At 67.8% G+C, this 21,322-nt stretch carries 24 protein-coding genes and 1 tRNA gene; 17 read left to right on the top strand and 8 right to left on the bottom strand.

Annotated elements, in window-relative coordinates; genetic code table 11:
• The first annotated feature begins 164 nt into the window (after positions 1 to 164).
• From ABS772_RS18385 to ABS772_RS18355, 7 genes are all read left to right on the top strand, one after another.
• Complete coding sequence (locus ABS772_RS18385; RefSeq protein WP_350396234.1) at positions 165 to 743, top strand: hypothetical protein; 579 nt, start codon at positions 165 to 167, stop codon at positions 741 to 743.
• A complete protein-coding gene (locus tag ABS772_RS18380) occupies positions 743 to 2,362 on the top strand; it encodes a hypothetical protein (RefSeq protein WP_350396233.1) in 1,620 nt (539 codons plus the stop codon). Before ABS772_RS18385 ends, ABS772_RS18380 begins: the two co-directional genes overlap by 1 nt.
• A 344-nt stretch (positions 2,363 to 2,706) precedes the next feature.
• On the top strand, positions 2,707 to 3,405 hold the full coding sequence (locus ABS772_RS18375) for an NlpC/P60 family protein (RefSeq protein ID WP_350396232.1): 699 nt from the start codon (positions 2,707 to 2,709) through the stop codon (positions 3,403 to 3,405).
• A 203-nt stretch (positions 3,406 to 3,608) separates the two neighbouring features.
• Positions 3,609 to 4,352, top strand: a complete 744-nt coding sequence (locus ABS772_RS18370; RefSeq protein WP_350396230.1) for a hypothetical protein — start codon at positions 3,609 to 3,611, stop codon at positions 4,350 to 4,352.
• A 13-nt stretch (positions 4,353 to 4,365) separates the two neighbouring features.
• A complete protein-coding gene (locus ABS772_RS18365) occupies positions 4,366 to 4,890 on the top strand; it encodes a hypothetical protein (protein ID WP_350396229.1) in 525 nt (174 codons plus the stop codon).
• Positions 4,890 to 5,264: a hypothetical protein gene (locus ABS772_RS18360; RefSeq protein WP_350396228.1), complete on the top strand. Its 375-nt coding sequence runs from the start codon at positions 4,890 to 4,892 to the stop codon at positions 5,262 to 5,264. The genes ABS772_RS18365 and ABS772_RS18360 overlap by 1 nt, the downstream gene beginning before the upstream one ends.
• A complete protein-coding gene (locus ABS772_RS18355; RefSeq protein WP_350396226.1) occupies positions 5,261 to 5,503 on the top strand; it encodes a hypothetical protein in 243 nt (80 codons plus the stop codon). Before ABS772_RS18360 ends, ABS772_RS18355 begins: the two co-directional genes overlap by 4 nt.
• Before the next feature lie 64 nt (positions 5,504 to 5,567).
• Here the strand turns inward: ABS772_RS18355 and ABS772_RS18350 are convergent, their stop codons facing one another.
• From ABS772_RS18350 to ABS772_RS18325, 6 genes are all read right to left on the bottom strand, one after another.
• Entirely contained in the window at positions 5,568 to 6,311 is a 744-nt protein-coding gene (locus tag ABS772_RS18350; RefSeq protein ID WP_350396225.1) for a DUF1796 family putative cysteine peptidase, read from the bottom strand.
• Positions 6,312 to 6,447: 136 nt separating this feature from the next.
• On the bottom strand, positions 6,448 to 7,035 hold the full coding sequence (locus ABS772_RS18345; RefSeq protein ID WP_350396224.1) for a hypothetical protein: 588 nt from the start codon (positions 7,033 to 7,035) through the stop codon (positions 6,448 to 6,450).
• A gap of 234 nt (positions 7,036 to 7,269) precedes the next feature.
• On the bottom strand, positions 7,270 to 7,464 hold the full coding sequence (locus tag ABS772_RS18340; RefSeq protein ID WP_350396223.1) for a hypothetical protein: 195 nt from the start codon (positions 7,462 to 7,464) through the stop codon (positions 7,270 to 7,272).
• The gene (locus ABS772_RS18335) at positions 7,464 to 7,727 is read right to left on the bottom strand and encodes a hypothetical protein (protein ID WP_350396222.1); all 264 of its coding nucleotides are present in this window, start codon (positions 7,725 to 7,727) and stop codon (positions 7,464 to 7,466) included. Before ABS772_RS18335 ends, ABS772_RS18340 begins: the two co-directional genes overlap by 1 nt.
• Positions 7,724 to 7,987: a hypothetical protein gene (locus ABS772_RS18330; RefSeq protein ID WP_350396221.1), complete on the bottom strand. Its 264-nt coding sequence runs from the start codon at positions 7,985 to 7,987 to the stop codon at positions 7,724 to 7,726. Before ABS772_RS18330 ends, ABS772_RS18335 begins: the two co-directional genes overlap by 4 nt.
• Positions 7,988 to 8,081: 94 nt before the next feature.
• Positions 8,082 to 8,156: transfer RNA gene (locus ABS772_RS18325), tRNA-Thr, on the bottom strand.
• Positions 8,157 to 8,441: 285 nt separating this feature from the next.
• Here ABS772_RS18325 and rpsT point away from each other — a divergent pair.
• The 6 genes from rpsT to recF all read left to right on the top strand — a co-directional run bounded on the left by rpsT (position 8,442) and on the right by recF (position 14,173).
• On the top strand, positions 8,442 to 8,708 hold the full coding sequence (gene rpsT / locus ABS772_RS18320) for a 30S ribosomal protein S20 (protein WP_017483060.1): 267 nt from the start codon (positions 8,442 to 8,444) through the stop codon (positions 8,706 to 8,708).
• A gap of 729 nt (positions 8,709 to 9,437) precedes the next feature.
• Positions 9,438 to 10,943 carry a chromosomal replication initiator protein DnaA gene (gene dnaA, locus ABS772_RS18315; protein WP_350396244.1) on the top strand — a complete coding sequence of 502 codons (1,506 nt, stop codon included), beginning with the start codon at positions 9,438 to 9,440 and terminating at the stop codon, positions 10,941 to 10,943.
• Between the two features lie 339 nt (positions 10,944 to 11,282).
• Positions 11,283 to 12,404: a DNA polymerase III subunit beta gene (dnaN, locus tag ABS772_RS18310; protein WP_238258260.1), complete on the top strand. Its 1,122-nt coding sequence runs from the start codon at positions 11,283 to 11,285 to the stop codon at positions 12,402 to 12,404.
• A gap of 74 nt (positions 12,405 to 12,478) precedes the next feature.
• Positions 12,479 to 12,730, top strand: a complete 252-nt coding sequence (locus tag ABS772_RS18305; RefSeq protein ID WP_238258258.1) for a type II toxin-antitoxin system ParD family antitoxin — start codon at positions 12,479 to 12,481, stop codon at positions 12,728 to 12,730.
• Entirely contained in the window at positions 12,631 to 13,023 is a 393-nt protein-coding gene (locus tag ABS772_RS18300) for a type II toxin-antitoxin system RelE/ParE family toxin (RefSeq protein WP_350396220.1), read from the top strand. The genes ABS772_RS18305 and ABS772_RS18300 overlap by 100 nt, the downstream gene beginning before the upstream one ends.
• Positions 13,016 to 14,173, top strand: coding sequence for a DNA replication/repair protein RecF (gene recF / locus ABS772_RS18295; RefSeq protein ID WP_350396219.1), 1,158 nt, complete (start codon positions 13,016 to 13,018; stop codon positions 14,171 to 14,173). Before ABS772_RS18300 ends, recF begins: the two co-directional genes overlap by 8 nt.
• Before the next feature lie 3 nt (positions 14,174 to 14,176).
• Here the strand turns inward: recF and ABS772_RS18290 are convergent, their stop codons facing one another.
• Both ABS772_RS18290 and ABS772_RS18285 read right to left on the bottom strand, forming a co-directional pair.
• Complete coding sequence (locus ABS772_RS18290) at positions 14,177 to 14,581, bottom strand: type II toxin-antitoxin system VapC family toxin (RefSeq protein WP_350396217.1); 405 nt, start codon at positions 14,579 to 14,581, stop codon at positions 14,177 to 14,179.
• Positions 14,581 to 14,820: a type II toxin-antitoxin system VapB family antitoxin gene (locus ABS772_RS18285; protein WP_238258489.1), complete on the bottom strand. Its 240-nt coding sequence runs from the start codon at positions 14,818 to 14,820 to the stop codon at positions 14,581 to 14,583. The genes ABS772_RS18290 and ABS772_RS18285 overlap by 1 nt, the downstream gene beginning before the upstream one ends.
• Before the next feature lie 101 nt (positions 14,821 to 14,921).
• Here ABS772_RS18285 and recQ point away from each other — a divergent pair, with 101 nt between their 5' ends.
• From recQ to ABS772_RS18265, 4 genes are all read left to right on the top strand, one after another.
• A complete protein-coding gene (gene recQ, locus ABS772_RS18280) occupies positions 14,922 to 16,769 on the top strand; it encodes a DNA helicase RecQ (protein WP_350396216.1) in 1,848 nt (615 codons plus the stop codon).
• A gap of 206 nt (positions 16,770 to 16,975) precedes the next feature.
• The gene (locus ABS772_RS18275; protein WP_350396215.1) at positions 16,976 to 17,662 is read left to right on the top strand and encodes a trna delta -isopentenylpyrophosphate transferase; all 687 of its coding nucleotides are present in this window, start codon (positions 16,976 to 16,978) and stop codon (positions 17,660 to 17,662) included.
• Positions 17,663 to 17,786: 124 nt separating this feature from the next.
• Positions 17,787 to 19,970, top strand: a complete 2,184-nt coding sequence (recD2, locus tag ABS772_RS18270) for an SF1B family DNA helicase RecD2 (RefSeq protein ID WP_350396214.1) — start codon at positions 17,787 to 17,789, stop codon at positions 19,968 to 19,970.
• A gap of 139 nt (positions 19,971 to 20,109) precedes the next feature.
• On the top strand, positions 20,110 to 21,294 hold the full coding sequence (locus ABS772_RS18265; RefSeq protein WP_350396213.1) for a hydrolase: 1,185 nt from the start codon (positions 20,110 to 20,112) through the stop codon (positions 21,292 to 21,294).
• Positions 21,295 to 21,322: the final 28 nt, after the last annotated feature.

Genomic DNA, 21,322 nt, shown 5'->3' with positions numbered 1-21,322 from the left:
CTCCGCACTCGTCTTCTGTCCTCGCCGCATGTCCGACTCCTTCGGTCCTGACTGATCCTCTCAATCAGCCCGGTCCAAAGCCAGCCGGTCAGGTCAATGCCGTCCCTGCGTCGCGCCGCCCCCGGACTGGCCAGCACAAGCTTCAAGGTCGAGGAGGCGCTGTAATGGCGTTCAGTCCCCAAGTCGTGGCGGCATTGGACCGTCTCGCGAACTACTACAATAATGGCGCCTATGACCCGCAGAACAATCCCGGCGGCTTAGCCAATGGCGGGCACCGGCTGCGATTTACGCCGAGCCTCGCGGATGTTGCACTCGTCGTGAACGCGATCGGTGATTTGCAATCGCAGATCTCCAGTGCGCAGCAAATCCTCGTCGGCATGCAGGCGTATCTCGATGCCATCGGCGGCGCCCCGGGATTGGCCGAAGCGCTAGCAGCGAAGGCCGCGATCGGAAGCAAGGACATCGGCAACGCGGACTATGCGGCCGCGGCGTCTGACGTCGAAATCGCGATGCGCGGGATGACGGTCAGCCGCACGGTGACGCTGCCGAGCGCAGCATCCTATCCGAAGGGGCAGGATCTGCTCATCGTCGACGCCGACGGCACGGCCTCTCCGACAAATCCTCTCGTCGTCAAAGCGGCCACCAGCCAGACCATCGGCGGCCGGGTGACAATCAACATCATCGACCCGTTCGATTCCCTCCGGCTGCGTCGAGCCGGCCCTGCGCTGTGGGTGGTTGCCTGATGAAGCGTCTCCTCTCCTCCCTCGCCCTTCTGCTCACGCTCGCGGGCGCAGCGTTCGGTCAGACCGCCGTCCTTCCGCGCCCAGAGGTCCGCGGCAACAACGTCGTCTTCGGCAGCGTGGTGGATCTCGGCCCGCGGGTTGGCAACAAGCTCGACCTGTCGACCATGTACGCCACAACGCCCGGCGGCATCGCCCGCACGCTGGCGGACATGCTCGCGAACGAGGTCTACGCGGTCAATTACGGCGTCGTCGCCAACGACGGCATCGACGACAGCGTTGCCGCGCGCAAGGCCCTGAAGGCGGCGATGGACCGACGGGGGACCGTCGTCTGGCCGGCCGGCAACATCAGCCTCTGCACCGATCCGGCCGACGCGGAGGCGCTGCTGCGCATCGACCGGTTCGTGAACATGCGGGGCACGCGCACCACACAGTTCAACCCGTGCCCCGAGGCCGGCACGCGCTCCACGATCCTCATCAAGCCGTTGGCAAACAACCCGATCCGGGGCGCCTTCATCAAGGATCTGATCGTCGTCCCGGCGGGCGGTGACGCAATCCGCGTCGAAACACCCGACACCAACGGTGTCGTCGCCAAGCTCCTGGTGGAGAATGTCGGCACGGGGATGCCGCAGAAGGGCTACTACGCCTTCCGCCACATTAACTCCTACACCGCCGATGCGCAGGGAAATCCGCTGACGGGCAACTTCACCGGGGGCATGTTCGGATCGACGTTCCGAGACAGCGACTTCATCGGAGGAATGCGGTTCGAGCTGACCGGTGATAGCAACAACATCGAGCGCAACGTCATCAACGGCCCGAACGAGGGCATCTACTATAAAGCTATCGGTGGCGCAGCGACCCACCGCATCAATGGCAACAACATCACGGCGACCGGTGACACGATCGTCATTGATGGCGGCCAGCAGGTCTATATCACCGAGAACCAGCTCGAAGCCGTGGGGGACTACACCGGCTCCCGCACAAACCCTGCTGTCATCACTATCATCAACGCGATCAGCGTTGCCGTTCGAAACAACAACATCAACGCCTACAGCCGGTCCGATGCTGTCGCGGCTCTTAGCGGGTCGCAGGGCGTCTCGGTTGAAGCCAACACGGTAAATTACGCGGCGAACAAGCTCCTCTTCCGCGCCGTCGCGTCTCCGAACAACACCGTTGGGCGTCAGCTCTATGAAGGGATCGGCGGAGCACCGAAGACGGGACAGTCCCTAGTCTCGGTAGACGCTGCGTCTCCTACCATCGGCGTGTGGCAGCAGCTCACCCTCCTGAACAACTGGGCGGCGGCATCCGACACCAGCTTCCGGCAGGGGCTCTGGTGGATGCCCTTGACCGATGGGACCATTCGCTTGGCGGGGACCGTTGCGGGCGGCACCACCACCGCTGGGACATCGATCGCGACGCTGCCGGCTAACTTCCGGCCGGTCAACAAAGCGGTGCGTCTCCCAGGGCTGGTCTACCTGAACAACATCGTGAACGGGTCGCCGTGGGCCACGGGCGTTTACCTCGTAGACCTGTCCGGCAACATCTCGATCCAGTTCATGCCGACGATCGGAGCCGGCTCGTTCCTGCAGTTCGACGGCTCAAGCTTCTCGATCCGCCCGTAACGCCGCCTTCGCTCGCCGCGCAGTCCGGCCCGAGCCCGCTATCGGTCCCAGCCCTTCAGGTCGCACAGCGTCATGAAGTCGTGGATCGTGATCAGGTCGGCATCGAGCAACTCGAGCGCCTCGCTGCGGCTCTTGATGGCGTCGGCGTTCATGCTCGTTGCTCCGATGTAACTGTCAAGCAGCAACATAACCGGCGCCGCTAAGTTCCGACAGCTCCGGACCCAGGATCCTAGCACACGCAGATCACCGGCACATCGCACCATTCAGAGGTACGCACGCCGGGCGGTCCATGCTCCCAGACCCTGCCCCCCCAACGTCTTCCCTCGACATCGGAGATCACCACCATGACCGTCGCTGAGATCCAGCGCGCTCTCCTCGCGCGCGGGTACGACCTCGGCCCCTCGGGAGCCGACGGCGATGCCGGACCGCTCACCATCGCCGCCATGACCGCGTTCCAGCGCGCTGCTGGCCTAGTGCCTGATGGCATCGCTGGGCCGAAGACGCAGTCCGCTCTGCAGAAGGCGGACATCAGCGAGCGGCGCGAGGCACCCGAGAAGCCGGGCTGGCTCGTGCTGGCCGAAGGCGAGCTCGGCGTGCGCGAGGGCGCGGGCGCGGCCAACAACTCGCGCGTCGTGCAGCTCTTCGCCGACGCGGGCTTCTCCGGCATCAAGCAGGACTCGGTGGCGTGGTGCGCGGCGGCTGTCGGCGCCATGCTGAAGCGGGCTGGTCACAAGCCCTCGGGCAGCCTCGCGGCCCGGTCCTACGAAGCTTGGGGTGTCGGGCTGAAGGAGCCGGCGCTCGGGGCCATCGCCACGAAGAAGCGGGGCAACTCGTCCTGGCAAGGGCACGTCGGGTTTGTGGTCGGCGCCAGCCCGACGCAGATCTTCCTTCTGGGCGGAAATCAAGGCGATGCGTGGTCGATCGCCTCTTTCCCGCGGAAGGAGTTCACCGCGTTCCGCTGGCCGGCCGGCGTACCGCTGCCGGCACCGCACGCGCTGCCGACGACGATCGCCGGGGCGCGGTCGGGCGTGAGCGAGGTGTAGAGCAGCGGGCCGGCGCCGAACGCTTTGGGGGGCAGGTGCCGACCCGCCGGCCATCTGCCGCGAAGCTGAAGGGGCCTTCGGCGCGACGGCACCAATTCGTGACCCGCCCCGCGACAGCGCTCAAGCCACGCCTACGACCTACCCCGTTCTTGAACCCGAGCCGGCCGGGCCGGCCGCGCATCCCCACCATCAGGACCATCACCATGACCCGCATGCTTCCGCTCGCGGCGCTGGCGCTCGCCTGTGTCGCTTCTCCCGCCTTCGCCATGGCCTATCCGCCCGGCCAAGAGGGTGCTGCCGTCGGCCTCTCGCACGGCCTGCTCTTCCTCACCGGGCTCGCGCTGGCGGTCGCCTTGACGCTCGCCGCCGTCCGACGGCTCGGCTTCGTCGGGGTCATCGCCGCCGCCCTCGCGGCACTGGCGTTCTCGACCGGAGGCGTATTCGCCGCCGAGGTCGCCACCGTCGGCGACAAGGCCGTGATCTTGCCCTGGGGCGACTGGCTCGTGGCTCTCGCCGTATCCCTGCGCGAACCGCTCCTGACCATCCTCGTGCCGATCATCGCCGGCTACGTCATCCAGGCCATTCGCAAGATCTACCCGTGGGCGGCCCTGTTCCTGTCGCAGAAGCGCGTCGAGATGATGCTCGAGGCCGCCGTCGGCTACGGCCTGAACGCGGTCCAGGGCGCGGCCAAGGGCAAGACGCTCTCCGCCAACGTGGCGGTGCCGGTGATCGCCAAGGGCACGCAGTACGTCATCGACACCGCACCGGCCGCGGTCATCAAGGCGGCCGGCGGCGCCGACGGCATCGCGGCCCGCATGTTCCGCAAGCTCGATCTCGACGACGGCGCCAGCGAGGCGGCCGTGCTCGTTCCGGCGCAGGAGCAGATCGCCACCGGCACGGTGCCTGCCGACGAGCTGCGCGACGCGGACCTGATGGTTCGAGGATAAGCGGGAGGGGCGCATGCCCGGTTCGAACGGCGCCGCGCGCCGCCCGCTCCTGCCGATGCATTCGGCCGGCCCCTACAGCACCTATCGGCTGTTCGAGTGGTGCATGGCGACGATGATGATCCTCATCGCCTTCACCCTCGCCATGCCCGGCGACACCATGGAGCGGGCCGCGCTGAAGCCGATCGCCGAGATGGGCTTCAGCGAAGCCAACATGGCACTGGTCTTCGGCTGCGCCGGGAGCGTGCGCATCATGGCGCTGTTCCTGAACGGCTACATCAACAACGTCCGCGTCGGACCGAGGGGCGCCTACGCGAGGGCAATCGGCGCAGGTGTCGGCTGCCTGATCATGGGCCAGTTCGCGATGGCCCTGATCTATGATGCCTTCACTGTGGCGCTTGCGCCGAGCTTCGTCATCCCGGTGTTCGGTACGCTCGCCGGGTTCGAAGCAATTTCCGTCTACATCGCCGTGTTGGACGGCGTTTCCCGCAGGAGCCGGCTCGGCAAGGCCCTGGCGGCTCTTGAGGAGGTTCGGGGCTGATGGACTGGCTCAACTTCCTGAAGGACGTGATCGCAACCCAGCAGTTTCTCCAGGTCTTCGTCGGCGGCTGCACCATGATGCTGATCGGCTGGATGGTGACGCGGGCACGGGGCGACCGCGAGCATCTGCCGCCGCCGGCACCGGCCAGCATCGCCGACGTGCCGCCGCCTTTTCTCCACGGGCCGCGCGAGGCGATCGACCTGATGCGTGAGCTGCGGGACCTCGCCCGCCGGCAGACCGAGGACACCGGCCGGATTGCGGAGTGCGTCCGCATCATCCGTGAGGAGACGAAGCGGCAGACCGAACTCCTCGGCTTGATCGAGCGCGAGCAGGCGATCGAGAACCGCGCGCATCACGACCGGGACCGGCCGTGAGCCCCTGCTTCATCGCGGTCACCCTGGCCGGCATGCTGGCGAGCGGAAAGCCGGCCAAGGACGCCCGCGCCTACCTGTTCATCGGGCCGAGCACGCGCATCAGCCCGGTGATCACGTCGCCGGGCGAGCGGCCGCATGCGCGATCCGAGATCACCATCGGGCCGATCACGACTTTCGCCAAAGAGACGCCGGAGGAGGTGGTGCGGGCGCCCTGCGTAGAGCGCGGACCGCCGGGCTGACAGCCCCGGCCATTGTCGATCATTACCAGCCCCGCCCGGCTCAGCCGCGGCGGGGTTTTTCGTTTCAGGCTCGCATAGCTTCCAGCGCGCGAGCAGACGCTTTCTCGCTGAGCGACATTCCCTGCAGGATCTCGTCCCATATGGCGCAGTCCGCAGGTCGGTTCGGAACCTCGACGACGCAGATGCCATCCCGTTCATCTTCAAGGTCGGTGATGACCTCCGCGTTCGCGGCAGGGCGAAGGATAAGCAGATCCGCCCGTCCGCGCGTGGCGTCGGAAAGGGACCGATGGATCAGTGCGGCGTTTTTTGCCAAGTCCTGAGGGCGATGAAGCTCGGTCTTGCTCTTTTGAAGATCCGCCCAGCGCACGAACAGTACTGAGTCGGCCTCTTCCAGGGATCTGAACAGCCGGGCAATTCGGATTTCGAGCTTCTGTCGGAAGGATTCATATGAAGCATCCCACGGCTGACCCTCAATCACCCGAAAATCATGTACCGAGATCACGTTAAATTTACTGTCTCGCACGAAATACGAACTCGGAGCGTCCTTGCTCGGGCTCCCGAGCTGCCACTGGTCCTCGTCATGGACCTTGGCTCCACCTGAGATTAGTTCGAGGTTACTCCGTTCCATGTAGCCCGCGAAACGACCGTCGAATAGGCGAACTACATCCATAGGATCAAGCGTCACCGACCAATCAAGCGGAAGGCTGAATTTGCGCAAGCCGTGTCTGTCGAAGGCCATCGCCGGATTGCAGGCACTTCCGATCCCGATAAAGAGATCGTATCCTTTTTTTACATCGTCGAGCCGCAATTTAGCCCCCACCCATTCGTCTCGGTTCGCAAGGTGCAGAACGCCGTCGAGGCATCATTATCGTTTGATAGGCGCATCCACAGGGTGCACCAAGCGGTGTAGCGGCGACATCTGTCAGCTTGAGCTATCGATGTCATCACCTTTGCAGATCTTGCAGCATGGCTGCTTGACGTCGCTCGACCTCGGCAACAAGCATGAAATCTTCTGCAAAATCTTTCTCAATCCTCGACCTAAGGGCCGATGAAATCTCAACCCCGGTCGGCGCAGCCGCATTGTGATGCGTATCAAGATACTTGAAAGCAACTCCCGTCTTCTTAAATACCTCATGTCCTAAAAGATTGAGAAAGCCAGAAAAATCACTCATGCTACCTAAGCAGTCGTAGCGTGATAGCGATGCACTTGCAGACTCATAATTATCCGCTCCAGAAATGTAGCTGCACTGGGTATTTTTTTCCAAAACACCTTTATCGATACAACAATCGTAAAAGTAGTCCATGCTTTTCCCGATGGCCAGATTGACCTGTGGCAGCCACTCAGGACTCCGGGCCAGGAGACGGTGCAGCGATGCGATGCGCTCAACTGGATCTCGGACAACCGAAAAGAGGAAATCGTCAGGAGCAAGACCAACGATCCGATCAAGATGACCAATCGAAAAGTGCCCGCCGACGTACCAGTTCCGGTCACCTGACGCCTTCATCTCGCCGTTCAAACCCGCAAGCGGCACCGGATTGTCATATACTCGCCATTTATCCCACCCAAAGATCGGTCGGAAAGATGCATGTATAGTTGAGCCGCCCGTTCTTTGGATGTGCACAAAACAAATCATTTAGCCACATCTTCCAAGTTCAATGGTCCATACGACGGAGCAACGCATCCGAGGCCAGCTAACAAACCGCATCGCCTAACTCCGCGTCGCGGCCGCTCCCTACCCGCAATGGCTGAGCGGGAATGATTGTTATCATTCAATCCGAGCCACCGCGAGCATCCGCTTCCGCACCTCGTCCATGCGGTCGTCATCACCGATGCCGGCCTCCGCAGCCTCGCGCCCGACGGCCTCGTAGATCTCCCGCACGGCCGCCTCGTTCAAGCCGAGACCGCGGGCGAAGCCGAGCAGGCCGCGCAGCTCGGCGGCGGTGTGCTCGTCGTCGGTCATTACCCGCTCGGCCTCGGCTTCGGCTCACAGCTCCAGCCGGTAGCCGCCATCGCCTCGTAATGCGCATCCATGTCCCGCATCACTTGGGCGCCCTGCTTGCCGCACGCGGCGCATCGGGCGTTCCGGCCGAGCCGCGATCGGCGCATCGTCGGCTGCAGGTCGGACAGCTTCACCGTCGCATACCGGCCGCACGCGCAATGCAGGGCGATCGTCGCCATGCCCTCGGCGATCCAGTCGGCGACGGTGGGGTCCCTGCCCTTCACGCCTTCCGCGCCCGCGCGAGCAGGATCGCGGTGCGAACCGCCCCGCGCTTCAGGCTCGGGCTGCTCTCGCGATTGGCGACGACCTGGCTCGCCCAGCTATGCCCTGCGATGGCTGCGCCGAGGTCGAGCACGTAGCCGTCGGCGATCGGGTGCGCGTCGGTCTCGGGTTTGGCGAGGTAAGCGTCGACCGCCGCGTTCACCTGCTCGTCGGTGACGGCCTTGGCCTTGAAGATCTCGCCGACGGTGGGGGATTCGGGCATGTCGTGAACCTGTCCACGGGTTCGGATTTGGGGGCTCGGGTTCAAACGAACCTCGAAGCACTCCACAAAACGACAGCTAAGTCATTGAGAAGAATGGTGCTGCGAGAGAGGATTGAACTCTCGACCTCCTCATTACCAATGAGGTGCTCTACCACTGAGCTACCGCAGCACGGTGTCGGGGGGCGGTGCCGCCGCCGAACTGGACGGGGCATTAGCCGATCGGATTTCGCTTGGCAACGCTCTTCCGTCGAACAAAATGCCCGAACGGTGGGACGGCCGGCCGGCGTGACGATTTGTTGACGGATCCTGGGGGCATCGCTATAGAGCGCCCTCCACGTCCGGCCGCAGCACTGCGCCCGGTCGTTTCGCCTTCGCTTTATCATCAGGCCGCGTTGACCGGCACCGGAAGCTTCCGGGCCGGAGTCTTTGCCGCCACGACCAGACGAGGATGCCCATGGCCAACACCGTGTCGGCCAAGAAGATGACCCGTAAGATCGCCAAACGCACGGCGATCAACCGCTCGCGCCGTTCGCGGATGCGCACCTTCGTCCGCAAGGTCGAGGAGGCGATCGCCACCGGCGATCAGGGCCAGGCCCTCGCCGCTCTCCGCGCCGCCGAGCCGGAGATCATGCGCGCCGCCCAGCACGGCATCGTTCACAAGAACAACGCCTCGCGGAAGGTCTCTCGTCTCGCCGCGCGCGTGAAGGCGATCGCCGCCTGATCGGCGTGCGACGGACCCCCGCCCTCCCGAACGGAGGGCGATAGGGAGTTCCTCCGAGATACGATGATGGATCGAGCCCGGTCATTTTGGCCGGGCTTTTTCGTGCCTGCTGGCCTTTCGCCGTGAAGCGGGGCCCCGCGCGCCAGCGACGTGATCGCCGCGCGCGACGACGGGACGACCGGCCGCGTCCGCGATCGGCGGATGACCCGGCCTTCGACGGATCGGGCGACCGATGCCCCTGGCGCGACCTCGGTTGTGCACCGACCCGTTCGGCTTCTCCACAGATCGCGCCGTCTTATCCCGAATCGGCCCTTGCAGCGGCCTCCCGGACCCCTCGGTAGGGCAACGTTAACCATGCCGGAAATGGTCTCGATTGCGCGAGGCCGCGCCGGCCATGTAGATTAACAAAACGTTGCCGGTCGGGCGGCTGCACAAGATGAGCACCGGGAGCCCGCGAGTCGTCCCCAAGTTGCGGGCAGGCCTTCGACTCTTGGACCCCGCGCCGACGACTCGGTCAGGGCGCAGATGTTTTCCCCGATCGTCCCGCTGTTAGGAGAACGATAGAGGATTGTTGATACACAGCCATCTTTAGCGGTGGCCCGCGGTGTTGCTCTTGACAGCGCCGCGGCCATTCTTGGCCCCGCCCGAGTCGGGCGGTGCCTTCTCTCGTGTGGCGTATGCGTACGCATCCCCTCCGGTTCGCCGGCCTGGATGCGAGGAGACACGGTGATGCACCTCGACGGCAGCATGTCGGACGGCGATGGCGGGAATGGCAGGGGGACCGTCGATATCCCCGCGGCCTGGGCGCGGGTGAAGCGGCGGCTGCGGGCCGAGCTCGGCGAGGACGTGTTCGCGAGCTGGTTCGCCCGCCTCGAACTGGAAGGCTTGGAGGGCGGCGTCGCCCGCCTCACCGTGCCGACCCGGTTCCTCAAGAGCTGGATCGAGTCGCACTATCTCGACCGCGTGCTCACGACCTTCCGGGCCGAGGCCGACGACGTCAGCCGCATCGAGGTCGGCGTGCGCGGTCCCTCCGCCCCGGCCCGCCCGAGTGCCGGCACCCAGGCGAAATCGAACCCGACGAGCGGGCCGCTGACCCGGCTCCACGCGACCGCGACGCCCGCCGCCCTCCAGGGGCCCGGTCCGCTGGTCGAGACCGAGATCGCCTCGCCCCGGGGCGATTCGGCCGCGGTCGATCTCAACGGCGCGCCGCTCGATGCGCGCCTCACCTTCGCGAACTTCGTCGTCGGCCGCTCCAACGCGCTCGCCCATGCCGCGGCGGAGCGGGTCGCCCGCAGCAACGGCGACGGCGCGCTCTACAATCCGCTCTACGTCCATGCCGGCGTCGGCCTCGGCAAGACGCACCTGCTCCACGCCGCCGGCCATGCCGCCCGCGAAGCCGGGCGCCGGGTGATCTACCTCACCGCCGACCGCTTCATGTACGGCTTCGTCAACGCCCTGAAGACCCAGAGCGCGCTGGCCTTCAAGGAGCGCCTGCGGGCGATCGACCTGCTCATCCTTGACGACGTGCAGTTCATCCAGGGCAAGTCGATCCAGACCGAGTTCGGCCACACCCTCAACGCCCTGATCGATTCGGGACGTCAGGTCGTGGTCGCCTCCGACCGGCCGCCGACGGAACTCGAGGCACTCGACGAGCGCGTGCGCTCGCGCCTCGCCGGCGGCCTCGTCGTCGAGATCGGCGGGCTCGACGAGGGCTTGCGCGCCTCGATCCTCTCCGCCCGGCTCGACGCCGTCCGGCAGAGCCACCCGAACTTCGAAGTCTCGCCGGCGGTCTCGGCCTACGTCGCCCGGGCGATCACCGCCAACGGCCGCGACCTCGAAGGGGCTGTGAACCGGCTCCTGGCCCACGCGACGCTGACCGGCGCACCGGTCACCGTCGAGACCGCGGAGACCGCGATCCGCGACCTCGTGAAGAACCGCGAGCCCAAGCGGGTGAAGATCGAGGACATCCAGAAACTGGTGGCCTCGCGCTACAACGTCTCGCGCTCCGACATCCTGTCCGAGCGGCGCACCGCCGCCGTGGTGAAGCCGCGCCAGATCGCGATGTATCTGTCGAAGGTGCTGACCCTGCGCTCCCTGCCGGAGATCGGCCGCCGCTTCGGCGGGCGCGATCACACGACGGTGCTGCACGCGGTGCGCAAGATCGAGAAGCAGATCGGCGAGGATGCGGTGCTTGGTGATGAGGTCGAGCTGCTGAAGCGCATGCTTCAGGATTGACCGTCGAGCGGGGGCGGGACCGATCGCAAGCCCGGCTCCGCCCGACGCCAACGGCCGGCCGCGTCCCCCGGCGTTGGGACCGGTCCGGCCCGTCGTGAAGACGCGGCCCGGCCGTCATGCCACCCGCGAGGCGGGACAGCGCCGATGCCGCCCTTGCCTTCCCGAGAGCGGTTCGCCAAGCTGCCGAGCCCGCTCCACGACAGAGCGCCTCGCGAAATGCCCGGTCACCGCCAGCCCTCCGGCCGCGATGGCGGGACGGGCGCTTCGAGGGAGACACTCCGTTTTCGGGCCTGACCGACGGCGGACGGGCCGATTGTTCAAGAGACGACGGGTTTTCCGATGAGAGTCACAGTCGAGCGCGCGGCCCTCCTGAGATCGCTCGGCCACGTCCACCGGGTGGTGGAGCGGCGCAACACGATCCCGATCCTCTCCAACGTCCTGCTCCGCACGGGCGAGAGCGGCCTGCAGCTGAAGGCGACCGACCTCGACATCGAGGTGACCGAGACCGTGCCGGCCGACGTGCTCGATGCCGGCGCCACCACGGTGCCGGCCCACGTCATCTACGATATCGTGCGCAAGCTGCCCGAGGGTGCGCAGGTGTCGCTGGAGACGTCCGGCGAGACGGGTCAGATGACGATCCGCTCCGGCCGCTCGCGCTTCGCGCTGGGCGCCCTGCCCGAGGGCGATTTCCCCGACCTCGCCGCGGGCGAGCTGCCGCATTCCTTCGCCATCTCCGCGGCGGAGCTGAAGCAGCTCATCGAGAAGACGCAGTTCGCGATCTCGACGGAGGAGACGCGCTACTATCTCAACGGCATCTACTTCCACACCGTCGAGGTCGAGGGCGCGCTGAAGCTGCGCGCCGTGGCGACCGACGGACACCGGCTCGCCCGGGTCGAGGCGGAAGCGCCCGAGGGCAGCCGCGGCATGCCGGGCATCATCGTGCCGCGCAAGGCCGTGGCCGAGATCCAGAAGCTCGTCGACGATGGCGGCGACAGCGTGCAGGTCGAGTTGTCGCCGGCCAAGATCCGGCTCACCTTCGCGGGCGGCGTGACCCTGATCTCGAAGCTGATCGACGGCACCTTCCCCGACTACCAGCGGGTGATCCCCACCGGCAACGACAAGCGCCTCACGGTGGAGCGCGACGCCTTCGCCAAGGCGGTGGACCGCGTCTCGACCATCTCGTCCGAGCGCGGCCGCGCGGTAAAACTCGCCATGGGCGACGGGCGGCTCGCCCTCTCGGTGACCAACCCGGATGCCGGTTCGGCGACGGAGGAGCTCGACGTCGATTACGAGGCCTCCGCCCTCGATATCGGCTTCAACGCCCGCTACCTCCTCGACATCACCGCGCAGCTCCAGGGCGACACGGCCCTGTTCAAGCTCGCCGATCCCGGCTCGCCGACGCTGATCCAGGACCGGGATGGGGCGCCCGCGCTCTACGTCCTGATGCCGATGCGGGTTTGACGTGCAGGCGACGCCTCGCATCTCTCGCCCGTGGGGGATATGGTGACGGCCAGACTGCCATAGGCACACCGGCCATGTCGAAACCCGTCATCCTCGACCCCGTAGACGCCGCCTTCGTCGACGATCTCGTCGCCGCCGGACGATACCCTTCCGCCGATGCGGCCGTCGTCGAAGGCATCCGGCTCCTCAAGGTCCGCGAAGAGCGACTCGGCGAGCTGAGAGAGGCGTGGCGCGACGGTGCGTCGAGCGGCGAATACGAGCCGGTCGAAGCCGTCCTCGACGAGATGGCTGCCCATTACGGTGCGAGGGCGAAGGCCGGCGCGTGAGACCGGTCGTCATCTCGCGCAGGGCCAGGGCGGATCTTCGATCGATCGCGGACTATATCGCCGCGGACAACCCGAGCCGGGCCGTCAGCTTCGTCGCCGAACTGCGGGAACGCTGCCGGTCCCTTTCCGAAACCCCGATGCAGGGCCGTCCCGCGCCCGAGATCGCACCGGACGTCCGCATCCTCGTGTTCCGCTCCTACCTCATCCTCCACCGCCTGCGCGACGATGCGGTTCTCATCGACCGCGTGCTCCATTCCGCCCGGTATCGCTCCGGCCTGCCGCCGAATGAATGAACCCACCGCCGTCGCGACCCGCCTCACCCGCCTGATCGCCCGCGACTTCCGCAACCACGTCGATCTCGATCTCGCCACGGCGCGCCGCTTCGTGGCCCTGGTCGGCGAGAACGGGGCGGGCAAGACCAACATTCTGGAGGCGGTCTCGCTGTTCTGCCCCGGCCGCGGCCTGCGCCGCGCCGACCTCGCCACCATGGCGCGGGTCGGCGGGCCGGGCGGCTTCGCCGTCTCGGCGACGCTGGAGACCGCGGAGGCCGAGCACCGGCTCGGCTCCGGCTACGAGCCGCCCGGCTATGACGGGCGCGGCACGCGGGTCTGCCGGATCGACGGGGCGCCCGCCCCCTCCCCCGTCGCCTTCTCGGAGTTCCTGCGGATCGTCTGGCTGACGCCGGACTTCGACGCCTTGTTCCGCGGGGCGGCCGGCGACCGGCGCCGCTTCCTCGACCGGCTCGTGCTCGCCGTCGATGCCGGCCACGGCGCCCGCGTCTCGGCGATGGAGCGGGCCCTGCGCTCCCGCAATCGGCTCCTCGACGAGCGGCCGGACGACGGCCGCTGGCTCGATGCGGTGGAGCGCGAGGTGGCCGAACTCGGTGTCGCCGTGGCGCTCGCCCGGCGCGAGACGGTGGAGCGCCTCGACCGGCTGATCGCGGAAACGCGGGACGATGCCGCGCCCTTCCCCTGGGCCTCCCTGCGGCTCGAGGGCGACCTCGACGATCTCGTCGCGGTCTGGCCGGCGCTGGAGGCGGAGGATCGCTACCGCCGCGCATTGCTGCAGGGCCGCCACCGCGACCGCGCCGCCGGCCGCACCCTGATCGGACCGCAGACCACCGACCTCGTGGTGCGGCACGGCCCCAAGGACGTGCCCGCCGCTACCGCCTCGACCGGCGAGCAGAAGGCGCTGCTGATCGGCCTCGTGCTGGCCCATGCCCGGCTCGTGCGGGCGATGAGCGGGCTCACACCCCTCATCCTCCTCGACGAGGTGGCCGCCCATCTCGATCCGCGGCGGCGCGCCGGTTTGTTCGACGCGCTCGAAGCGCTGGAGGGGCAGGTCTGGATGACGGGCGCCGATCCGGCCCTGTTCGTCGAGCTGGAAGGCCGGGCCGACCTCATCGGCGTGGCGGAGGGCCGCCTCGTGCCGGCCGGAGCGTGAGTCTCAGGCCCTCGCGTCGGGGATGTCGGTCTGCGCGAAGTCGTTGCCGACGAAGAGGAGCGGGACGTTGCGGGTTCGGGCGCAGGCATAGGCGAAGCAGTCGCCGAGATTGAGTTGGGCAGGATGGCCTTGTCCCTTGCCGTAGCGCGCGTAGGCCGCGACGGCGGCCATCGACTCCTGGCTTCCGATGGCGACTTCCTCGATCTCCGCGCTCTGGAGCAACTGCCGCACCAGCCGTTCCGCCTGCTGAACCGACGCCGCGCCGAGGCGGCGCAGAGCCATCACCGTTTCGAGGACGGCCACCGCCGAGGTGTAACGGACCGGTGCCTCTTCGAGCCGACGCGTCAGCGCCTCCGCCTCCGACTCGCGTGCGATGATCGCGACCATCGCCGATGCGTCGACGAACATCAGGGCTCGTCGTTCATGTCGTCGAAGAACGCCTTGTCGGCCTTCAGGCCGGTCTTGGGCCAGGCGGCGAAAGCCTCCTGGATCGGCTTGATCCGTTCGGCGAGCGAGGGCGACGATTCCCGCCGTTGCAGTTCGTTGGACAACGCCATACGCACCGCCTCGGTCTTGCTCACCCGAGCCTGCGATGCCAGCTTCTCGGCGAGGCGGTTCACCTCCTCGCTGCGGATGTTCAGGGGCATGGCGGCCTCGTTGTGTAGACAGCCGCAAACTATTGCCTACACGCCTCATCCGCAAGTCGGACGAGGACCTCGATCACCCGTTCGCCTCGGCAAGTGACCCGATGACTGCTCGCCTCGACGAGGCCCGTGCCGCGCTGAAAAAAACCTTCGGCTACGACGACTTCCGCCCCGGCCAGGACGAGGTGATCGGCGCCGTGCTCGACGGCGCGGACGTGTTTGCGGTGATGCCGACCGGCTCGGGCAAGTCGATGACCTACCAGTTGCCCGCCCTGGTCGATGCCGGGCTCACCGTGGTGGTCTCGCCCCTGATCGCGCTGATGCACGATCAGGTGCAGCAGATGCGCGCCTTCGGCATCGAGGCCGCGACCCTGAACTCGACGGTGGCCGAGGCGACCTCGCGGGAGACGTGGCGCAAGATCCGCACCGGAGATCTGCGGCTGCTGTTCGTGTCGCCCGAACGGCTGCTGATGGACGGCTGCATGGAGGCCCTGTGCGGGGCCGGCGTGCGGCGGCTCGCGGTGGACGAGGCGCACTGCGTCTCGCAATGGGGCCACGACTTCCGCCCCGAATACCGCGAGATCGCCCGCGCCCGCGAGGCGCTCGGCAACGTTCAGACGCTCGCCCTCACCGCCACCGCCGACGCGGCGACCCGCGCCGAGATCGCCGAGCGGCTGTTTCCGGCGGGGCGCCCGCCCAAGACCTTCGTCCATTCCTTCGACCGGCCGAACATCCGGCTGACCTTCCAGCCGAAGGACAACCCGACCCGCCAGCTGGAGCGCTTCCTGCGCGACCGGCGGGCGGAGAGCGGCATCATCTACTGCTCGTCGCGCAAGCGGGTGGAGCAGCTCGCCGACACCCTGAAGGGCGACGGCTTCAACGCCCTGCCCTACCATGCCGGGCTCGACCAGGGCACGCGGGCGCGCAATCAGGACACCTTCCTGCAGGAGGACGGTGTGGTGATGACCGCGACGATCGCCTTCGGCATGGGCATCAACAAGCCGGACGTGCGCTACGTCTGCCACGCCGACATGCCGACCAACATCGAGGGCTATTATCAGGAGATCGGCCGCGCCGGCCGCGACGGGCTGCCGTCCGACACGCTCACTCTCTACGGCCTCGACGACATGGCCTTGCGCCGCCGCCAGATCGACGAGAAGGAGATCTCGGAGGAGCGGCGCCGGGTCGAGCGGCGCAAGCTCGAGGCGATGATCGCGCTCTGCGAGGGCGCCGCCTGCCGTCGGCAATCGCTGCTCGGCTATTTCGGCGAGGCGAGCGCCGCTTGCGGCCGCTGCGATCTCTGCCGCAGCGGCGTCTCGCTCATCGACGGGACGGTGGCCGCCCAGAAGCTGCTCTCGGCGATCGTGCGCACCGGCCAGCGCTTCGGCGCGGCCTATGTCTGCGACGTCGTCCACGGCAAGGAGAGCGAGACGATCCGGCGCAACGGGCACACGGCGCTCAAGACCTTCGGCGTCGGTGCCGAGAAGCCGGTGGCGGCGTGGCGGGCCCTGCTGCGCCAGCTCTTCGCCGCCGGAGCGGTCGCCGAGAACACCGACGGCTATGGCGGTCTCGTCATGACCGAGAAGGGCGAGGCGATCCTGTTCGGTCGCGAGACCATCGAGGTCAGGCCCGATCCCGAGCCGAAGAAGGCCGAGCCGAGGAGCCGCCGCTCCGCAGCCCGCGACGACGAGGCGAATGCGCTGAGCGAGGCGGACGAGGCCCTGTTCCAGCACCTGAGGGGCCTGCGCGCCACCATCGCCCGGGCCGAGGGCATCGCCGCCTTCATGGTGTTTCCCGATCGCACCCTGATCGAGATGGCGCGCGCGAAGCCCGTCGATCTCTGGGCGCTGCGCTCGGTCCACGGCGTCGGCGAGCGCAAGCGCGAGGCCTACGGTGAGCGCTTCACCGACGCGATCCGCGAGTTTCTCGACGACGCCAAGAAGGCCGGCTGACGCCCTTCGCCCGTCGCCCGCCGAACCCGATCCCCCCTTCACCGAGCCGTCCGCGACTCGGCGGGACGGCCCGTCGCAGACATCTGGGCTTGCCATGCAAGGGTTATCCACATATTGTCCACAGAAAGAACATAACGCGAACATCAGCTGCCGACACAGGCGGCGCGCCTCCTAACACGGACCCGGTCCACAGCCTGGGGACAACCATGAGAACCGCCGACAAGCAGATCGCCGACATCCTCGTGCGCTACGGCGAGCCCTTCGCGGGCAACGTCTGGCGCGTGCAGGGCACCGCCGTCATCTACCACAAGACCCTGGAGCGGATCGCCGGCCACACGAAGATCCGCTTCGACCCGCCGACCCTGCTGCGCAGCGAGCGCGACGAGGCGGTGATCCTCGTTACCGGCCGCATGCCCGGCGAGAAGGCGGGCGACGAGCGGGTCGAGTGGTCGATCGGCGAGGCGCTGGTGAACGTGAACTACCGCGTCTCCGGTCGGCAGGCGGCCTATGTCTACGCCATGGCCGAGAAGCGGGCGAAGGACCGGGTCATCCTCAAGCTGATCGAGCTGCACGGCCTCGTCTATTCCGAGGAGGAAGCCGACGAGTTCCGCCAGAACCAGCCGATGGCGATCCGCGCCGTGGACGAGGATTTCGATGCCTCCCCGGCCTTCGACGAGGTGACCGAGCAGGAGGCCGACCTCAAGCGCCAGATCGACGAGGCGGAATCGATCAACGCCGTCACCGATCTGATGCTCGACGAGCGGAGGCAGGGAATTCTCAACGCCATGCCGCACGGCACCCGCGAGGAGGTGCGCGACTACGCCAAGGCCCGCCTGCGGGCGCTCGGCTGGCCGCCGGCCAAGAAGGCGGGACGGGGCAGCCGCGCCGCGTAACGGGATCCCGAAGGGCAAGCCCTTCGGCCGGGCGCCGGGGTAGCGCCCCGGCTTCCCTTCACCAGGGCTCTGCCCTGGACCCGCGAAAGGACTTGTCCTTTCGAAACCATGACGGGGTGAGGGCATGAACGCGCCGGTCCGGCCTCCCGATCTCGACGTGCTGGCCGGTTCGGTGGAGCGCGTGACGTTCCACAGTGCCGAGACCGGCTTCTGCGTCCTCAAGGTCCATGCCCGCGGCCGGCGCGACCTCGTGCCGGTGGTGGGCCACGCTCCCGCCATCGCCGCGGGCGAGTGGCTGACGGCGGCCGGGCGTTGGGTCACGGATCGCGAGCACGGCCTCCAGTTCCGCGCCGACACGCTCCAGGTCACGCCGCCGACCGGGATCGAGGGCATCGAGCGCTATCTCGCCTCCGGCCAGATGCGGGGCATCGGCCCGATGATGGCCAAGCGCATCGTCGCGGCCTTCGGCGAGGCGGTGTTCGAGGTCATCGAGGCCGAGCCCGCTCGCCTCACCGAGGTCGAGGGCATCGGCCGCAAGCGCGCGGCCCGCATCGTCAAGGGCTGGGCCGAGCAGAAGGCGGTGCGGGAGATCATGATCTTCCTGCACGCCCACGGCGTCGGCACGGCGCGGGCGACCCGCATCTTCCGCACCTACGGCGGGGATTCGCTCAAGGTGATGGCCGAGGATCCCTACCGGCTCGCCCGCGACATCCGCGGCATCGGCTTCCGCACGGCGGACGCGATTGCGCTCCGCCTCGGCCTCGCCCGCGACGCGCCGCAGCGGCTCGCGGCCGGCGTGTCCTACGCGCTCCAGACGGCGATGGACGAGGGCCATTGCGGACTTCCCGTCGAGCGGCTCGTGCGTCTCGCCGCCGACCTCCTCGACGTCGCGCCCGATCTCGTCCGCGTCGCGGCGGCGCTGGCGCTCCGCGAGGGACGCGAGGTCGTGGCCGACACCCTCCGCGGCGAACCCTGCCTGTTTCTCAAGGGCCTGCACGGGGCCGAGCGCGCCATCGCCATGCGTCTCGCCGAGCGCGCCGCCGGCTCGCCGCCCTGGCCGTCGATCGACCTTGCGCAGGCCCGCCCCTGGGTCGAGAGCAAGACCGGCAAGACCCTGTCCGCATCCCAGGCCGAGGCGGTCGGGCTGGTTCTGCGCTCGAAGCTCTGCGTGCTCACCGGCGGCCCTGGTGTCGGCAAGACCAGCACGCTCGACGCGATCCTGCGCATCCTGACGGCGAAGGGCGTGCGGGTGCTGCTCGCCGCGCCGACCGGTCGGGCGGCCAAGCGGATGACCGAGCAGACGGGGCTCGAGGCGCGCACCCTCCATCGCCTGCTCGAGATCGACCCGCGCAACGGAGGCTTCCAGCGCGGCGAGGACAAACCCCTCGAGTGCGATCTCCTCGTCATCGACGAGACCTCGATGGTCGACGTGCCGCTGATGCACGCCCTGCTCAAGGCGGTGCCGGACCATGCCGGCCTGATCCTCGTCGGCGACGTCGATCAGCTGCCCTCCGTCGGCCCCGGCCAAGTGCTGGCCGACGTGATCGCCTCGGGCCGCGTGCCGGTGGCCCGCCTCACCGAGATCTTTCGGCAGGCGGCGGAGAGCCGGATCGTCGTCAACGCCCACAGCATCAACACGGGGCGGATGCCGCTCACCGCACCGAAGGGCGAGGACAGCGACTTCTACCTCGTCGAGATCGAGGATGCCGAGGCCGGCGTCGACACGCTCGTCGAACTCGTGACCCGGCGCATCCCGCGCCGCTTCGGCCTCGATCCGGCCCGCGATATCCAGGTTCTGACGCCGATGATCCGCGGCTCGCTCGGCAGCCGCAACCTCAACAACGCCCTGCAGCGGGTGCTGAATCCCTCGCCGTCCGCGCAGGTGGAGCGCTTCGGCTGGCGTTTCGCCCCCGGCGACCGAGTGATGGAGACCCGCAACGACTACGACCGCGACGTCTTCAACGGCGATCTCGGGACGATCAGCGCCATCGACGCGGAGGAGGAGGCCCTCGTCGTCGATTTCGACGGGCGGCCGGTGGTGTACCCGTTCAACGAACTCGACACGCTGGTGCCGGCTTTCGCCACCACGATCCACAAGGCGCAGGGCTCGGAATATCCGGCGGTGGTGATCCCGGTGGTCACGCAGCACCGCACCATGCTCGCGCGCAACCTGCTCTATACCGGCGTCACCCGCGGCCGCCGCCTCGTGGTGCTGGTCGGCCAGCGCCGGGCGATCGGCATGGCGATCCGCGAGGCAGCCTCGCGGCGGCGCTGGGCGAAGCTGCGCGAATGGCTCGAAACCGCCTGAGACGGAGGACCGCGTTTTGGCCTCGCCCCGGCCCCGCCGCATCGTGTAGGCAACGGACGACCGAGCGACTCGCCGAGACGCTCGACCTTCCCGTCTCCGAGAACGGCGGTCCGCCATTCCTGATTCTGACACGCAGCCGGTGCGGCAGGTCTTCTATCTGCCGGGTTTCGATCCGCGCGAGCCCGAGACCTATTGGGGTCTGTTCCGACGCGAGAGCCGCATCACGGCCGAGCGGCGCGGCGTGGCGATCACCGTCGGCGATCCGGTCCGCTCGGCGGACGGCATCAGCCTTGATTGGGATGTGCGAAGCGAGGCCGACGGTGACGCGACGCGGGTGCGCTACTCTCTTCTGCGCTGGGACGACATCGTCCGAGCCCGGTTCCCCCGCTCCAACCTGCGGCGGCTGACGAGCCTGCCGGGATTATGGTGGCGGTTGTGGCGCTCCGGCTACCTGCGGCGATTCCAGCGCGAGGCGCGGCGCTTCTACCGGGTCATCGTCAGCGTCCACCAGTTCTATTTAGTCTTCGTGCTGGCGAGCCTCGGGCTGGCCGTCGCGGCGGTGGCGCTGACACCGCTCTCCGGGCTGCCCATGCTGGCCGGAGCGGCCCTGGTCCCGGTGCTCGCCTACGCGATCCTGGCGCTCGTGATGCATCTGACCCGCGGAAAACCGCTCTACGTCGCGCATCTCGTCGACGACACCACCTTCACGCACGACCACGCCGCGGGCCGCGAGACCGCGATGCGCGAGCGCCTGGGTCCCTGGGCGGAGCGCATCCGCGCGGCGGAGGGGCGGGCCTCCGAGATCGTAGTGATCGGGCATTCCTCATCGAGCTTCCTCGCCTTCGAATGTCTCGACCGCATCCTGACGGTCGATCCCGGTTTCGGCCGGCGCGGCACGCCGGTGACGCTCGTGACCATCGGCAGCGTCATCCCCTGGATCACCCTCGATCCGCGGGCGGAGGAGACGCGCCGCGCCCTCGACCGGGTCGGCCGCGACGGGGCGATCGGCTGGCTCGATATCCGCGCCAACTGGGATTGGCTCTCGATCCACCTGCGCGATCCGGTGAGCGCCTCGGGCCTGCCGTCGCCGCCGCTCGGCCGCTTCGCCGTGATGCGGGTCGAGATCGAGGATCTGATCGAGCCCGACCTCGTCGCGCGGCGGCGCTGGAACCTGTTCCGCATGCACTTCCAGCTCCTGATGTCGAGCCGGGCGCCGGACGCCTTCGATTACGTCGCCTTCGTCGCCGGGCCGATGCCGGTGCACGAGGCGGTCGAGCGGTGCCGGACGCAGCGAAGCACGGCTGCGAGCGAAGAATTTACTTAGAAGAACGGAAGGACCGGCTTGTGCGCAA

It is taken from the genome of Methylorubrum podarium, from assembly GCF_040270385.1.
In the GTDB taxonomy this organism is placed as follows: Bacteria; Pseudomonadota; Alphaproteobacteria; order Rhizobiales; family Beijerinckiaceae; genus Methylobacterium; species Methylobacterium podarium.
The sequence above is the reverse complement of the archived record's forward strand: the minus strand, read 5'-3'. Positions and strand labels throughout refer to the sequence as shown.